Below are 16,316 nucleotides of genomic sequence, written 5' to 3'. Positions count from 1 at the left end.
TATCTGACATCCTCTGTTCAGAGTTCCACCACCACACCCCCATGTGCTCTGGAATACTCTGCCGCGTAAGCCATTTCATGCCCCTGAAGCGAAAGCGCTGCGCTGTACATCAGGTTCCCATCCTCGGGGTTCCGAAGCGCCTTGGTAAAGGTCTCCATAATACACTCATCTCCTCCGGAGTGAAGGGTCTTGGGGGTATGGATGTGCACGGTTGTCTCATGCCCCGTGGCAAAATCTTTAATTACAAACTCGTCATCATCAATGCATCCCTCAATTTCCCCTTTGGTCCCCATGATCTTTGTCTGCCGGATCACATCCATGGTGAAGGCACAGGCCTGCCAGGAGGCGGTCACTCCTCCCTCATATTCCATGGTCACCACCTGATGGTCAACGGCATCGTTGTCACAGTGGTAGACACATCTTCCATAGGGGGATTTCAGGAGATACTCCAAAAACTTCTGGTTGTCATCCGTACGCATTACAATATCCTTAAAATTCTTGCGCAGCTTCCTGTCATCCAGATATTTATAGGCTGAGTACATGCAGGCCTTATTGTGCGGGCATCCCACACAGGTCATGGCTGCGCCCTCCGGCGCGTTTTCTGCCTTAAAATGCGACAGATATCCAAAGGAGGAAATCCGCTTGCACTTTCTGCCACCCAGAAGATAGTTCATGATATCCGTGTCATGGGAGCACTTTGCCACAATCATAGGGGTTGTCTCCTCTGTATTTCTCCAGTTCCCTCTCACATAGCTGTGTGCGAAATGCCAAAAGCCAATGTTTTCAATATGGTGGATAGACTGTATCTCCCCGATGACTCCCTGGTCAATCACTTCCTTCATCTTCCGGAAGAAGGGGGTATGCCGGAGCACATGGCAGACCATGAGCAGGGTGCCTTTTTTCTCGGCAGCCTCCACAATCTCACGGGTTCTGTCCACAGTCTCAGCCATGGGCTTTTCCAGCAGCAGATTATACCCTTTTTCAATCACAGCTAGGGCCGGTTCATAGTGCTGCCGGTCCTGGGTGGCAATGATGATGCCATCCAGCTCATAGTTTTTATCCAGCATGTCCCGCCAATCCTCATAGCGGTCTTCCTTTGGTATGCTGTGGTTCTCGGCAAAGGTGTCCCTTCTCTCCCGAATAGGCTCTGCAACACAGACAAAGGCTGCCTCTGCCGGGTATTTCAGGGCATAGGGGGCATAGCAGTTGGCCCCCCTCTCCCCGGCTCCGATCAGTCCAAGTTTTATTTGCTTCATTTCTCTCTCCTCCTTATTGTCAGCCTTTCACGGCTCCTGCAGTCATACCTGCTATAATATATTTCTGTCCAAACGCATACACAATGATGATGGGTACCAGAATCATTACCATGATGACACACACCAGATTCCAGCTTCGCTGGAACTGTCCGAAAAAGCTGTAGACCATGGTGGTCAGAGGCATTTTTCCGGATTCATTAATTACATAGAACGGGGTGATAAAATCATTCCAGGCATTCATAAAGTTCAAGATTACCACAGTCACCGTCACTGGCTTTAACAGCGGGAAAATCACCTTCACAAACAGGCTGATGGGGCCGCAGCCGTCAATGATGGCTGCCTCGTCTATCTCCCTTGGCACAGTACCGATAAACCCGTAATATAGAAATACCGTAAAGGGTGTAACCAGAGCCGAGTACAGCAGGATCAACCCCAGCAGAGAGTTCATCAGGTGCAGTTTTTGAAGTACCAGCACAGCAGGCACCATGTTCAGGGGCGCCACCAGACCCACCAGGAAAAAGAAATAGGCCATACGGTGAAGCTTTGTCTTTCTTCTGGAGATGACAAAGGATGCCAGCGCTGCCCCCGTGGTAGCGATCAGCACGGTGCTGACCGAAATGATCAGGCTATTTCGGAATGCGCCGAACACATCCACCTGCTCCATCACCTGGCTGTAGTTCGAAAACACCCACTCTGTCGGGAGCGCAAACCGCATGGAAACGGATTCTCCCTGGGTTTTCAGTGAGTTGAATACTATGATGAGGAGGGGAATAAACACTAGTATGGAGACTCCCCACAATATAATGGCCTTTATAAGATTACCGATCTTTCTGCGCTTCGTCATCTCACTCCTCCTCCTTTGACATAGCTTTCAGCACCGAAAATGCCACGATGCAGGTGAATACAAACATAACGAATCCCAGCGCTGTGGAGAACCCATACCGTCCTGAGCTGTACTCCTTGTACACCAGGGTGTTGAGTACCTCCGTCATCCTGGCCGGCCCCCCGTTGGTGAGCACAAAGACCAGATCAAATACTTTAAGTCCTGCAATCAGGTTCAGCACCAGGTTGATGGTGATGGAGGGAAGCATCTGGGGCAGTATCACGTAAATCAGCTTCTGGAACTTTCCGGCTCCGTCTATGTCGGCTGCCTCCAGATAGTCGTCGGAGATCGCCTGCAGCCCTGCCACATAGATTACCATATTCTGTCCCACCAGACGCCAGATCTCCACGATGATCACAGCTCCAAGGGCAGTCCCAATGTCGCCCAGCCAGTCTTTTGCCAGCACATTCATGCCAATTGCCCGCAGGAATTCATTGATCACGCCAAATTCCGGATTGTAGATGGATTTAAAGACCAGACCGATAATCAGAGGGGACAGCATAACCGGGAAGAAAAAGATAGTTCGCAGAATATTCCTTGTCTTGAACTCTTTATTTAAAACCAGGGCCATTCCCAGGCCGATTACATTCTTAAACAGGGTGGTAATGATAGCAAAAATCAACGTGTTTCGAATCACAATCAAGTACCTTGAGTTGGTAAAAATTTCAATAAAGTGGGATAAGCCCACAAAATGTATTTCATCGCTCACTGAGTTCCAGTCTGTAAAGGAGAGTGCCAGCCCCATGGCGCTGGGGAGGATAAACAGTACTACATACAGGATCAAAGGAAGCAGAATAAAATAAGATGGATAAATCTTTTTATGGTTCATTCCATGCTCCTTTCTTTGTGCGTCCTTCTCTTATTTTTTAAGCATAACGCCCGCAGGCGTTATGCTTAAAGATAGAACGTTGAAATCTGTTTTAAAATCCTTCCTGACCTGCATCCTTTGCAATGGCTCTGCGGTAGGTGTCAAACTCCTCCAAAACCTGCTTGGGTGTCAGAGTTCCCACAAACATCTCCTGGCAAAGCTCACTGATCTTGCCGCCGTCGTAGAAGTATACACTGGCCTCAGCGCCCTGAAGTTCGCCTGCCTCTCTTTCCCTTAAATCCTTAAACGCCTTGGTGGGGCTTGCCTCAATTCCTTCCACTGAGGAGGATACATAGGTAGTCTTCTCTTTGTACAGGGTCTTTAAGTTATCTTCTCGCGCCAGGAATTTTAAGTACTGCTTTGCCTCCTCAATGTGGGGGCTGCTGGCATTGATACACTTTGTGGTTCCGCCTGCAGTCAGGGTCACATACTGGTTGTCAGCAAGGGGGCTTGGGAACATGCTGTACTCATCCGGGTCTACGTCAGGTATATTGTTCACAATCTCGTTGGGGTAGGAACCGTGGATGATGATCATTCCGTATTTTCCGCTTGTCAGCGCATCGTAGGAGTTGTCATAAATGTTGGACATGCTGTTCTCGCCAAAGTAGTTTGCTTCATACATTTCCTGAAGCTGTTCCAGGGCGGTAACGAATTCCGGCACATCCGCAAATCCGATCTCATTGGTGTTCAATTTTTTGTAGAGGTCCGGATCATTGGTGGCTGCCAGTGCGCTGGCTCCCTCCATCCAGTAATGAGTGTGCCACAGGTCCTTCACAAACTCATAAATTGGGGTGATTCCCGCCTCCTGCAGTTTGTCGCAGGCTGTCTTGAACTCAGCATAGTTGGTAGGCACTGTGATGCCCAGTTCCTCAAACACTGCCGGTTTATAGAGTACTCCATTGGTGTCATCCACACCCGCTGTGTTCTGGGCGTACAGGACACCGTCAATAGAATTTCCGTCAATGGCCCACTGCTCCAGCTTTCCTACCCACTCTTCACCTGAGAGGTCCACCATGTTCTTCTGAGGATTAAAGTCTTTTAGCTTGGTTCCGGAATAGCTCATGAACAGGTCCGGACCCTCGCCGGTGTTCAGCTTGGACTTTACAATGGTCTGGTACTGGTCATCCGGGCTTAGCTGAAAGTCAATGGCAATGCCGGTCTCCTCCTCAAACTTCTTTGCCAGATCCTTGTCCACATCCAGTATCCAGTTCTGGGACGCCGCAAAGGTGAGAGTGACCTGTTCTCCGCTGGCTGCAGGTTCCGTGACATTCTCGCTGCCCTCCTGGGCCTGTCCCTTAGACTCCTCACTCTGAGTCTTTGTGTCCCCTGCGGATGCACTCTCTGAAGCGCCTTTGCTGTCCCCGCAGCCTGCCAGCATACCCGCTGTCATTCCAAGGCAAAGTCCATATGCAGTCAATTTCTTCCATGTTTTTCTCATCTAAAATTCCTCCCTTTCCTTTTCTCGTTTCTATGAGATTTTGTTTATGGGCTCATTATACGTGAAAACCCCAAGACATAAAATGCACAATATTGAACTCTGATGTGGACATTTCTGAACAGTTTTATTTCGAAGAATATTTCTTTACATCTCCCCGGTTCTGTGATATACATTAAATAGGAATCGTCATTATTGCTAATATTCAAGATAAATATTTTGCATTTTATGTGCGATAAACACAAAGGAGTGCTGATTATGAAATACCTCCCCCCTAGCCTCATACGCCACAGGGTTTTAGAAACCAAAAAGCCCCGTCTGCTGCGCCACTCTCTCAACTCAAAAATATTCTTTGCCTACGGAGCCGTTTTTCTGCTGCTGGTGATCATTGCCGCCAACTTTTACTACTTAACCTCTTACCACAACTTTTTAGAAAACCGGCGCAGGACTTCCAGCCAGCTGGCCAAGATTATCTCCAATCAGACAGACCAGTATATTGAAAAAGTCAACTCTATCCAAAAACGGATTCTGGAAAACGATTCCATGATCCAGTATATTTTTGAGGAGGCCTCCCTCCATGATGTAACAAAGGACTGGGCTTTCCGCAAAGGCATTTACTCCATCACCGGTTACGATCTGGACTTTTACCATATGAATATCGTCAATCTGGCGGACAATACACTGATCACCTTTGGTCAGGAATATTACTACAAGCCATACACTCCTGACCCGGAAGTCCATGACAAGCTGATACAGCCCATTCTGGACCTGAACGGAGCCAAACGCATAGCAACGCCCAGTGATCCTGTCTTGTATGAGCCAGATCCGGACAAAGAGGTATTCACCCTTTCCCGCTCCTTTGGGCGCTACTCTCTATCCATACCAAAGGCAATCATTGAGATTCAGATGAATGTAGACAAGCTGCAGAGTATCATCGCGAACACACTCCTGAACTTTGAGCACTCTGAGGAGACGGTGCTGATCTTTGACCAGAGTCATAAGCTGGTCTACCCCACCTCTCTCTCGGACAGTGATCTTGTCTATTACACCTCTCTGGACACCAGCCGGGAGTATCTGTTTAAACACACAGGCAGCCGCCAGACGGAACTGATTGCCTCCTGCCGCTCAGAGGACAGCGGCTTTTCTGTGATGCTGGTCACTCCGGAGTCCTACATTGTGCAGAATAAGCAGATCTTTCTGCAGATCTGCCTGCTGTTTTTCGCCTGTGCCATTCTGATCCTCATGCTGATTACCTATCGGATTGCCCGCAGTATCACTTCTCCCATCATAGCCCTGAAGGAAAAGGTCTCATCCCTGGATCTGGAACAATTGGGAGAGAAGGAGAGTACGGATCTGCAAAATGCCGGTTTCAATGAGCTGGAGATCCTGAACGATGCCTTTAACCGGATGCAGGTGCGTTTGAAAAGGTCTATGGATGACACGATCGCCTCCCGCACCCTGACGATCCACTCCCAGATGATGGCTCTGCAGGCACAGATGGATTCCCACTTTCTGTACAATACCCTGACCATCATCTCCATCATTGCTGAGGAGAATGACGATGAACAAGCCTCTGTCATGTGTATTAAGCTGACGGAAATGCTGCGGTACATCACAGAAGACATCTCCAAGGCAACCACCTTTGAACAAGAGTGGCATCACACCAGGAACTATACAGATCTGATGTCTATTCGCTTTGGGAGTAAAATCCGGTTTTGCTATGAATACGACAGCCAGCTTCGCACAATCCCTATCCCGCGATTGATCATACAGCCCATTGTAGAGAACTGTGTCAAGTATTCCCGCAAAGACTCCTGTATCCTGGAAATCTCTATCCGCTCCTTCACCCTGGACGGGTGCTGGTATGTAAATATACGGGACAATGGAGATGGCTTCTCGCCAGAGGCCATTGAAAGCGTCAATGAAAAAATAAGAGGATTTGACACAGCAAACGCTCATCCGGTACTGTCCATCGATGGGATGGGACTTGCAAACATCTATCTAAGACTTCATCTGTACTACACGGAAAGCTTTACCTTTAAACTGGAAAATATAGAAAAAGAGGGCACTGTCACAGGTGCATCCATCACGATTGGAGGGATACTTGCATGAACACAGACAACACACAGAAAATAACGGTTCTGATCGCTGAGGATGAGGACATCATCCTGAACAATATTGCAAAAAAGATTGAAAAGATATCACCGGAATTTCTGGTGTGCGGGAAAGCTGCCTCCGGCAAAGAGGCCCTGGAACTGATGTCCCAAAATCCCTGCGATATTCTGATCACAGATATTGAGATGCCGGGCATCAATGGGCTGGAGCTCATCAATCAGGTTCAGAAGTTCTATCCCTGCACAAGAATCGTGATCCTGAGCGGCTACAGCAACTTTGAATACGCCCGCACAGCCATCCGTTACGGAGTTGTGGATTATCTGCTCAAGCCCGTGTCATTCCCCGTTCTCTCAGAGCTGTTTGCAAAGCTGGCTGATGAGATCCGCCAGGAGAAGTACGACCGCAAAAGGGAAATTCTATCTCTTGCGTTAAAGGGGAACCTGCCGGACGACATGCCCCCCTATATGATTCCCGGAAAGGAAGTACTGCTGATTCATCTCACCTTGGGCAATCCTCCCTCCTCCTACGGAACACCGCCGGTTAAGAATTGCACCACTCTCTGGGAAGCTCTGGACCTTACCGGTTTTTTCCGCCAATTCCCAAGGTTGGAGCACCTCTGGGTGGTGGACGAAGCATACCCTCTCCAGAAATTTCTGCTTCTGCATTTGGAAGACAGCTCCTACCCTGCCGATTACTTTTGCTTATCCCTCCAGAGATATCTCTGCGAACACTGCGACAGCCTTCCCTTTACGGGGATCATCTACCCAGAAGCCATACCCTATTCGGAACTGTGGGAATGCGCTAAAAAAATCCGATCTTTTTCCAAAGATCATGTGCTCCCCTTTTGCAGGCAGGTATTCCCGTTTCTTCCAAAAGACACAAAAGATGCCTCCCTGGCATCCTGCAAAGACGACATTCCGGTTCTCTATACCCTGAGTACGGAGAGAGCACTTCTTCCGTTTCTGCAGACCACCACAGAGCGGTATCTAAGCGAGGAGCGGCCTGCGCCAGTGATCTATGACCTTCTGCATGAGGGCTTTCTGGCACTTGCCCAGCTGACCCAGCTGGAGTCCTCCCTCTGTCAGACCGCGGCAGGCGCCTTTTTCGGAGAGTTTTACCAGTATGCAAACCTGTCGGACTGCTTTGACGCCTACTCCAAAGCTTTGCACACTCTGGCGGAGACAGCTCCTGGAGTTATCACCAATAACACACTTTGCGCCAAGCTCCACCAGTACATTCAGAACCATTACCGACAAAGGCTCTCCCTCTCGGACCTGTCCGCTGAGTTTGGCTATACGGACTCCTACATCAACCGGATCTTTAAAAAGGAATACGGCCAGTCTCCTCTCCAGTACATCAACAGTTTAAAGCTGGCACACGCAAAGGAACTGCTCTGTACTTCCCCAGACCTGGATATCAAGACCGTGGCATCCGCCTGTGGGTATGAGGATGCCAGGTACTTCAGCAGGGTTTTTAAAAACGAGACAGGCATGACCCCCTCAGCCTGGGGACGGTCAAAGAAATAGATTTTGGCTAAAACAGCCGGTACCCTCCCGGGCCCCGGCTGTTTTTTGTATGCTGTTTTGGAGTGCGCTTTTTACTTTGTTTTGATTTTAACGCTCTTCTTTTGCCCTCTATTTTTCAGCAGTTTTGTGTAAGCCTTTTTCCGTGCTTTTGGTATCCGGATCACTGCCTTTGAAGAAATATCCTTAAATGCCTGGCTTTCCACGGTCTTCAGCTGTTTTGTCTTGATGATGATGCTCGTAAGCTTGGTGTCCCCCTCAAAGGCACGTTTTCCAATTTTCACTATATTGCTTCCAATGCTCACTCTCTTCAGCTGCTTCTGCCCCTTCAGCGCTCTTGGTCCAATCTCCGTGACCTTGCAGGTGATGCCTTTTATCTTGACCTCAGACGGAATCGCAGCGTTTTTAAGCTTTTTATTCATGGTTCCAGAAAGAGATACCTCCGTGCTCCCTGCTCTGCTGCTTTCCACTTTGTACTTAAAGATGCCTGCCGTATAGGTCTTACCCTGCACAAGAGCGGTGGGATTTGGATTCTGTTTCTGAGCCTCTTCCACAGCCTTTTGTGCTTCCCGTACTGCTTTCAGAGCTTCCTCTACCTGCTTCTGCGCTTCTTCTACTGCTTTTCTGTCTTTTTCCGCCTTCTTAGCCTCTTCCTCTGCAAAACGACGGCTTTCTTCCGCTCTTTTGGCCTCCTCTGCTGCTGACTGACGCTCTTCTTCCGCTTTCTTCCACGCATCCTCCGCTTTCTGGCGCTCTTCCTCCGCCTTCTTAGCCTCTGCTTCCGCTCTCTGGCGCTCTTCCTCCGCTTTCCTGGCCTCTGCTTCCGCTCTCTGGCGCTCTTCCTCCGCTTTTTTAGCCTCCGCTTCCGCTTTCTGACGCTCTTCCTCCGCCTTCTTAGCCTCTGCTTCTGCCCTCTGACGCTCTTCCTCTGCTTTCTTGGCCTCCGCTTCCGCTTTTAGACGTTCTTCTTCTGCCTTCTTGGCTTCCGCTTCTGCTTTTAGACGTTCTTCTTCCGCCCTTTTGGCTTCCTCTTCTGCTTTCCGGCGCTCTTCCTCCGCCTTCTTCCAAGCCTCCTCCGCGGCCTTTCGCTCCTCCTGGATCTCGGTCTTTAGTTTTTCCACCGCCTTTTGAGACTCTTCCGCTGCTCTCTTTGCAGCATCCGCTGCCTCCCTGGCCTTCTCTGCTGCAGCCCTGGCCTCTTCGGCCTTCTGGCGGTCTTCTCCGGCTGCCTCCGCAGCCTCCTCGGCTGCCCTGCGTTCTTCCTCTGCGTTTTCCCATGCATCTTCTGCCGCTTTCTTGGCATCCTCTGCGGCCTTTAACATATTTTCCAGAAGTTCCAGGAACTCCTCACTGCTGTTTCCAAGTGGTTTGACGGTATAGGTCTCCCCCTCTTCTACAGAGAACTCAATGGTCTTCTCCCCGGAATTCTCAGTCTGTCCATACACGGAGGATACCAAAAGGCCATTCTTATCCGCCACAAAAGCCTGCTCCCAGGGGATCACTACCCTGGCATCCCCATCTGTCTCACTGGTGATACGGATGTCAGCCACCTGGCCGTCCCTCATTTCTGAGGAAACCAGCATTGCTCCCTTTACACGGATGTCTTTAAAGGAGGCGTCGCTGCTATTCCATGTGGGGAATACTTTGATAAAGCCGTTGTGGGAAAAAACCATCATGTCATTGAGCGCCTCCGAAACGCCCACTTTTTCCCATCCATGGGTGTTGTCTTTTACATAATAATTCCCTGCCATCTTGTTAACTACAAACTGCTTGATCTTGCTGATCAGAGTTGCTGCATCGTATCGCACCCTTGCAGCGTGTGTAAAGATTTTAGGTGTATTATTCACCATGTTCCAGCCCGCGCTGCCGTAGGAGTAGCCATCGTTTCCACACACATCCACTGTGTTTCTGGCTACCTCTAAAAGATAGGGGTCTGAGTCAAATCCCAGCTGTTCTCCGGGATGTACACTTTCCATATTCACGGTTGCGGAGATGGGGCGTATTTTCCGGTCTTCAGATAAACCAAAGATTTCTTTGCCCAAATACTTAGAATTTTTAATGGAGTTTGCATTAAATCCCTGGTACTCATAGATGGATGCCTCCATTCCCGGGAGATGTGCGGCAATATCCTCCCACACTGCATACTTCTCTCCTGTGGGAGCTGCGTCTTTCCCAATGGATACCAGCGTATCCAGCAGATTCTTAAGGTTACCCACAGTCACGTTGGGATTAAACTCAAAAGAGCCCTCGTGGGAACCGTCAAACAGTACATACACATAGTCGCCGTTTCCATCGTACTCAGGATATTTCGCATAGTTGGCCGTATACTTTGTAGTCTGGGACTGTCCTCCCGCATCGGAGCAGGGATTGTCTTTTATATACTCCTGATCTACTCTTGCGCCGCGCTTTTCCACCCACTGTTCATAGAAATTAGCTGTCTTTACCAGGAAGTCATAGGGCGAATACATATTGCCGGATGCAGATGCCTGTTTTGTCATCAGCCACTCCCGGTCCAGGGTGTAGTTGTAGTAGGCACAGATCTGTGATGCGCAGAACAGTGCATTAATGGTCTGATTCAGGTAGGATGCGCCATCGGCAGTCGTCTTGTAGGGCTTCAGTCCCACGGGATACAAAAGTGCATCGGTAAACCCGTTCTGGAACTCCTCTTCCCTTGTACCGTAATACCAACTGCTGATGCTCTTTAGGTGCTCGGGATTCGCCGCGCGTTCCAAACCGGAATCCATGTACTCAATAAACACGTCAAACATGGGCTGTGAAAATTCCTTTAACCGGTTGCTGGAATAAGAGCCGTAGTAGGGAGACTGGAAATTGTAGTTCAGATGATAGTCCCCCTGCCATCCGCTGTTGTCTGTGGTGGTCCACACACCGTATAAACCGGGAGCCTGTTCACCCGCTCTGGTACAGCATCCAAAAATATACTGGGAACCGTAATAAAGCCTGTTCAGGCTGGTATCCCCTAGATCCGCGTAGGACAGCTTATAGTAATCCTGCCACCACTTTTCATGATTCTCCTTGAGCTTCTCCACGTCTTTGATATTCTGAATCTGATCTAATATTTCCATGGCCTGCTTCACAGCCAGCCCTTTTTCTCCATCCGGAGCCTCCGTCTTCTGATTGGGCGCACAGTCTATGGCCGTAACCACGGTCACCGTCTCCCCTGCCGGAATGTTTACACGGATTACGCCAGCATTGTCCTGGGCGCCGTACTTGGCGTTTTCCCCTCCCAGCACCTTTGTTGCAATGGCAAATTCGCTCATCCACTCTGCAGCTTTTACACTCTGTGTTCCATCGCTCTTCTTCTGGATCTCATCTTCCACATTTGATTTTCTGGTAGCCCACACCGCTTCACCTAAGACTCCGGACTGGGCCAGGGTACTGGGCTTGCTCAGTACATTGGCGTCTGTGGTTGTCTTTGTGAGCGTATTTTTCCCCCATGGACTGATGTCAATGGTTTGGTCCTGATCTCCATTGGAGGTGATGGTGGTAATCATCAGATTTTCCTCTGCAGACAGCCAGTTCTCCATCTGTACCGGCACCTCTCCCATATCCATGGTGGTGCGCACCTGGGCTTTAGAAATATCCATCTCTTCCCGAAATGCGGTGGCTGCCATGGCTCTTGTCTGTACTCCAGATGTCTCCGGAACAGGCGCACTTGCTGACACTGCCTGGTCGTTCTCCGCATCCGTTTCCAAAGCCTCCTGTGTATTCTCACTGTAAACAGGAAACTCCTCCACCGGCATACACACATTCGGGGTTTTTGCGCTGTTGAATGCGTATATCTTTGCGATTCTGGCCCTCTGGTCACTTGCTGGAGTCTGCTGCCCCTGGGTCACATGAACCTTAATGTACTGTGCTTCCATGGGCTGCAAAAGCTTGATAGAGACCTGCCCATCCCGGTTGTCTGTGTAGTCACCTACCGTCTCCCAGTCGGTTCCGTCCCTGCTCACAGATACGGTGAATTTCTTAGCCTTGAATCTGCGGTACCCCACATTTCCCTCTTCATCCGTATACTTGCTGTTGTCCGCATTCACCGCGCCGCCCGCTTTAAGATCCTGGACAAGCCCTTCCGCACCTGCTAAGAGAATGCCCACCTCATCGATGGTTCTCACCTGCCCCAGATTTACGGCTGCCCACTGAGGCATTGCCGCGTGCAGGCTGATCCACCCATTATAGTCATTAATATTGTTCTTATCTGGTTTTATAAAATTATCTGAAATCAAACACTCTTTGGTGGAATATGGATCTGAGGATACCTCCACAGAGGCGCCCTTTCCTTCCACCGCATAACTATTTTGAAAATCCTCGTCCAAATACAGCTCGAGCTGACTGATCCGGGCTCTGGCCTCGCTGTCTGCTTCCCCGGATGCCCTGGTGATACAAAGGCGCACGGCCTTTGCGCTGACCGGATAGAGCATCCTGCGGTCTGTAACGTCTGCCTGATTGTCCTCGACACGGTCAATGGGAATCCAGTCACTTCCGTTTCTGCTGATTTCCAGCCTGAAATCCTTTGTATTGTAAATCTCTCCTGCCTTTGTGGTGGCATTGTTGTGTTTAACATGCCAGCGGTTAAACTGAACCGTGTTCTCAAAATTCAGCTGGAGGTACTGTTCCTGTCCCGGCTCTGACACCCAGCCTTCAAAAACCTGTTCCTTGGACTCATCCATATACTGGAATGCCCCTGAAACCGCCGCCGCTGCCGGACCATCCTGTGTCTGAGAGCTGGCCGTAACATCCGCCAGATAGGCCAGGTTGTACTGCGCCTCCTCAGGTGCAACAGGCTTTTTCCCCTCATCCGGATTTGGCTCCTCAGGCTCAAACTCCAGAGGCATGGAGAACAACGGATTTTCCTGATTGCTGTATACGTACACCTTTAAGATCCGCGCCCTTGAGTTACTGGCCTGTTCTGCCTTTGAGATATTAATACGGATATATCTGGCTGTGACCGGTCCGGACAGCTTTTTATCATAGATACTTTCACTGTTTCCGGTGATGGTATCCAATATCTCCCAATTTTCTCCGTCGCAGCTGACCTGGATGGTATAGTCTTTTGTAGTAAACTTTTTATACCCGGAAGAATTGGGGTTACTGGTTGCAGTCAGATCATCCGTCTGAGCCTGAAGCCCTGTATGCAGAATCGCCAGCTCATCGAATGTGCGCTCCTTCCCCAAATCGATCTTGGCCCAGTGGGGGCTGGTGGTACCGCTCACCCATCCGCAATAGTCATTTCCTCCGTTGCCGCTGGTAAACCAGTTGTCATTGATCATATTGTCCGCAGACCGCTCCTCATTCATGACGCTGGATGCACCGGCAGACGCACCCTGATCCAAGGTTGCATAGCTGAGGGCGTAATTGTCATCCCTGTAGATCTCAAGCTGGCTGATTCTGGCCCTTGCCATACTGCTGTCCTCCTGGGAGGGCTTGGAAATATGCAAACGCAGATAACGGGCAGTGTGGTCATAAAGCAGCTTTCTGTCCGTGACATCCTCCTGGTTGCCCTTTACGGAATCCACGGTCACCCAGTTTGTTCCATCACTGCTGATCTGCAGCGCAAAATCCACGGTATTGCGGCTTTTTCCTTTTTTAGAGGTATAGTTGTCATGCTTTACCTGCCACCGGTTAAATTTGGTAGCTGTCTTTAAATCCACCACAAGGTACTGTTCCTGTCCAACCTCCGACACCCAGCCCTCCGCCTGCTTAAGACCTCCCACCGCTTTTCCGGCTTCATGTCCCACTGTCTGGCTGCTGGCATAGACGGGCATCTCGTAAACCTTGTTGTAGGGATGCTCTGACCCTTTGTTGTCTGTGATTGGCATGTTATAATCATCGTTTTGATAGTAGGCCTCTATTTGGCTGATCCTGGCAATTCCATCCTCACCCTCAGCCGTGGCCTTGGTAATGTAGAGGCGCAGATAGCGGATCTCCTGTGGCCCTGACAGTTTAATCTGGGTACTGTCCTGCTCGTTACCCTGCACTTTTTCCAGAGTAATCCAGTCTCCCTCTGCGGCCTCCTCCGGCTTCACGCCCGGTTTCAGAGTCTGAATCTCAAAGTCTCTGGTATTTCGCTCTGTCCCCGCCTTTGAGGTATAATTGTCATGACGCACCACGATACGGTCCAGCTTTTGTGCAAAGGTGAAGTCATAGAACACCCACTGGGGCATTTCACTGTCCTCTGCCTCCCATCCGGTAAAATTCTTACCGTCACCGTTGATATTCTTCACATACAATCCGCCTGTGGTCAGCGATGCCCCGTGATCCCTGGCCTGTGAGCTGGCAGTAGCCTTGGCATTGTATGCCAGGTTGTATGGATGCTGGCTCTCTGTGGGCGATATGGTGAGGCCACCCCCGGTAATGATCTGGGGCGATCTGCCCACATAGCCAAAGTAAAGCGAATTGTCCGTCCAAAAATTATTGGATGAGAGCAGCCAGGTCTTCTCCGTCGCATTTCCATAGGAGGTGGCCCCGATGTCTCCGTTTCCCAGAATCGCTGTGCTGGGCATTCTCTGGGAAATGGCATTGGAATATTTTGTATCCGTCCAGACTGCTTTGTCCGCAAAGGTGTCCATGATGCCTGATATTTTTTCCCATTCCGCATCTCCTGCCTCAACTGCCCGTACCTGCATGGCCGGCGTTCCTGTTGAGATCAGCATGGAGGCACACAGTACACCCGCCATACCTCTAAACAATCCTTTTTTTGTTCTTTTCATCTCTTTCCCCCGTTCCGTTTTATTTTATCTTACGGAATCATTATAATCTGCTGCTGCGGGGGATCAAAATGCACATTTCAGGACTCTTATGTGGACTTTTTTGACTTGTTTCAATACACGCTCAGTAATTAAACAGAGAACAACTACATCGATGCGTATATTGGCCTATAAAGGTGGGAGAAACCTCACTTATCAAGTTAAAATGTAACTATTCAGCAGGTCTGCGCATTTACTGCGCTGACCGTGAGAAAATGATTCAGGAGTGCAAAAATCCCATCACCGCAGGTGATTTAAATGGATTTTTGCATGTAACTGTGAAGGTACTGAACAGTTACGTTAAAATAATAATCTCTACCTGCACCTATACAGAAATCCTGTGTCCTGTTTCCACAAGGGCATCTATTGCCTTGCGGTAATGCTCCTCTTTCACAAAAATATAGTCCGTATTATAGGTGGACACCGCAAAAATGCCAATTTGGTTCCGGGCCAGCAGGGTTGAAATCTCAGACAAGATGCCAATCAGAGAAAAATCCAGGACTCCCTGTATACGAAATGCCCTCCATCCGTCCTGCCGCTCCAGCACAAACTCCGGGACATCCTCTGTGATACACACCAGTGAGATCTCCTCGTCTGTCTTTCCCACAAAGCAGAAGTCCCTGCTTAGGTCTATCCCAGCGGTGTCCTTTACTTTGCATATAGAAAATTTATGTGGTATTTTCATCAGATTCATCTTAACGCCTCTCCTTTCTAAGGGATGCATATATGCAAACCTCCAGCAACCGTTTTTCTGCATAGATATATTTACAGTAATTCTGCTGTCCGCGCCTATTTGTTATTGGGTAAATATAATAAAAAGAATCCGGCGCGCAGGATTCTCCGCCTGCGGCGGGGCTGCCCCGGCAGCCATCTTCCACTCCGCCGCAGTGCGATCCCGCCCGGAGGGCTTTTTATATCATAGGGAATTCCGAAGGACTTTCCTATGATATAAAAAAAGCCCTGGGAATGTTAAATTCCTGGGCTTTTAAGAGGCGACAACCAGATTTGAACTGGTGATCAGGGAGTTGCAGTCCCACGCCTTACCACTTGGCTATGTCGCCATACAGCTTTTATATTTTATCAAACATCCTAGCATTTGTCAATACTAAAATATTAGAAATGACTCCTACGGGAATCGAACCCGTGTTACCGCCGTGAAAGGGCGATGTCTTAACCGCTTGACCAAGGAGCCGCGTTCGCCTTTTACAGCGACGCTTATTATATTATCACATGATAGGTATAATTGCAAGACATTTTTTAATTATTGGCTTTCTGGATTCTTGAAATGTAACAGTTCAGACGGGTCCGGTCCGTTATAGGCTGAAGAGGAAGCTGTTTCCCGTAGACGGGAGATGGTGCCGCTCAGGCGATTTTCTAACAATCTTTGGGAAATCTCTAGGTTCCAGAATACAGTCAACCGGGCGTTGGCAGCTCTCAAAGCAAACAATTTACGTGCGTTTTTAGCGGCGGGGAAA

8 protein-coding genes and 2 tRNA genes are annotated in these 16,316 nt (G+C 49.4%); 2 read left to right on the top strand and 8 right to left on the bottom strand.

The window, feature by feature from the left end; translation table 11 throughout:
• Window positions 1-17: 17 nt before the first annotated feature.
• The 4 genes from AC0THY_RS06760 to AC0THY_RS06745 form a co-directional block, all read right to left on the bottom strand.
• Window positions 18-1,256, bottom strand: a complete 1,239-nt coding sequence (locus AC0THY_RS06760) for a Gfo/Idh/MocA family protein (RefSeq protein ID WP_489993676.1) — start codon at window positions 1,254-1,256, stop codon at window positions 18-20.
• Window positions 1,257-1,275: 19 nt separating this feature from the next.
• Window positions 1,276-2,100, bottom strand: coding sequence for a carbohydrate ABC transporter permease (locus AC0THY_RS06755; protein WP_489993675.1), 825 nt, complete (start codon window positions 2,098-2,100; stop codon window positions 1,276-1,278).
• Between the two features lies 1 nt (window position 2,101).
• The gene (locus AC0THY_RS06750) at window positions 2,102-2,968 is read right to left on the bottom strand and encodes a carbohydrate ABC transporter permease (RefSeq protein ID WP_489993674.1); all 867 of its coding nucleotides are present in this window, start codon (window positions 2,966-2,968) and stop codon (window positions 2,102-2,104) included.
• Between the two features lie 91 nt (window positions 2,969-3,059).
• Window positions 3,060-4,445 carry an ABC transporter substrate-binding protein gene (locus AC0THY_RS06745; protein WP_489993673.1) on the bottom strand — a complete coding sequence of 462 codons (1,386 nt, stop codon included), beginning with the start codon at window positions 4,443-4,445 and terminating at the stop codon, window positions 3,060-3,062.
• A 255-nt stretch (window positions 4,446-4,700) separates the two neighbouring features.
• Between AC0THY_RS06745 and AC0THY_RS06740 the strand changes: the two genes are divergently transcribed.
• Both AC0THY_RS06740 and AC0THY_RS06735 read left to right on the top strand, forming a co-directional pair.
• Window positions 4,701-6,554, top strand: a complete 1,854-nt coding sequence (locus AC0THY_RS06740; RefSeq protein ID WP_489993672.1) for a sensor histidine kinase — start codon at window positions 4,701-4,703, stop codon at window positions 6,552-6,554.
• A complete protein-coding gene (locus AC0THY_RS06735) occupies window positions 6,551-8,083 on the top strand; it encodes a response regulator (RefSeq protein ID WP_489993671.1) in 1,533 nt (510 codons plus the stop codon). Before AC0THY_RS06740 ends, AC0THY_RS06735 begins: the two co-directional genes overlap by 4 nt.
• Before the next feature lie 71 nt (window positions 8,084-8,154).
• On the opposite strand, the gene AC0THY_RS06730 is transcribed toward AC0THY_RS06735, so the two are convergent.
• From AC0THY_RS06730 to AC0THY_RS06715, 4 genes are all read right to left on the bottom strand, one after another.
• Window positions 8,155-14,805 carry a discoidin domain-containing protein gene (locus AC0THY_RS06730; RefSeq protein WP_489993670.1) on the bottom strand — a complete coding sequence of 2,217 codons (6,651 nt, stop codon included), beginning with the start codon at window positions 14,803-14,805 and terminating at the stop codon, window positions 8,155-8,157.
• 361 nt (window positions 14,806-15,166) lie between these two features.
• On the bottom strand, window positions 15,167-15,535 hold the full coding sequence (locus AC0THY_RS06725) for an ACT domain-containing protein (protein ID WP_489993669.1): 369 nt from the start codon (window positions 15,533-15,535) through the stop codon (window positions 15,167-15,169).
• A gap of 296 nt (window positions 15,536-15,831) precedes the next feature.
• Window positions 15,832-15,902 (bottom strand) — tRNA-Cys (locus AC0THY_RS06720).
• Between the two features lie 59 nt (window positions 15,903-15,961).
• Window positions 15,962-16,033, bottom strand: a tRNA-Glu gene (locus AC0THY_RS06715).
• Window positions 16,034-16,316 lie beyond the last annotated feature (283 nt).

This window comes from Ruminococcus sp. 8Y-12 (assembly GCF_058119865.1).
Note: the sequence above shows the minus strand (reverse complement) of the source record. Positions and strands in the feature narration are given on the sequence as shown.

Bases quoted from the DNA above. Each gene is read 5' to 3' on its own strand.
- AC0THY_RS06760 (WP_489993676.1), bottom strand. From the start codon at position 1,256: ATGAAGCAAATAAAACTTGGACTGATCGGAGCCGGGGAGAGGGGGGCC.
- AC0THY_RS06755 (WP_489993675.1), bottom strand. From the start codon at position 2,100: ATGACGAAGCGCAGAAAGATCGGTAATCTTATAAAGGCCATTATATTG.
- AC0THY_RS06750 (WP_489993674.1), bottom strand. From the start codon at position 2,968: ATGAACCATAAAAAGATTTATCCATCTTATTTTATTCTGCTTCCTTTG.
- AC0THY_RS06745 (WP_489993673.1), bottom strand. From the start codon at position 4,445: ATGAGAAAAACATGGAAGAAATTGACTGCATATGGACTTTGCCTTGGA.
- AC0THY_RS06740 (WP_489993672.1), top strand. From the start codon at position 4,701: ATGAAATACCTCCCCCCTAGCCTCATACGCCACAGGGTTTTAGAAACC.
- AC0THY_RS06735 (WP_489993671.1), top strand. From the start codon at position 6,551: ATGAACACAGACAACACACAGAAAATAACGGTTCTGATCGCTGAGGAT.
- AC0THY_RS06730 (WP_489993670.1), bottom strand. From the start codon at position 14,805: ATGAAAAGAACAAAAAAAGGATTGTTTAGAGGTATGGCGGGTGTACTG.
- AC0THY_RS06725 (WP_489993669.1), bottom strand. From the start codon at position 15,535: ATGAATCTGATGAAAATACCACATAAATTTTCTATATGCAAAGTAAAG.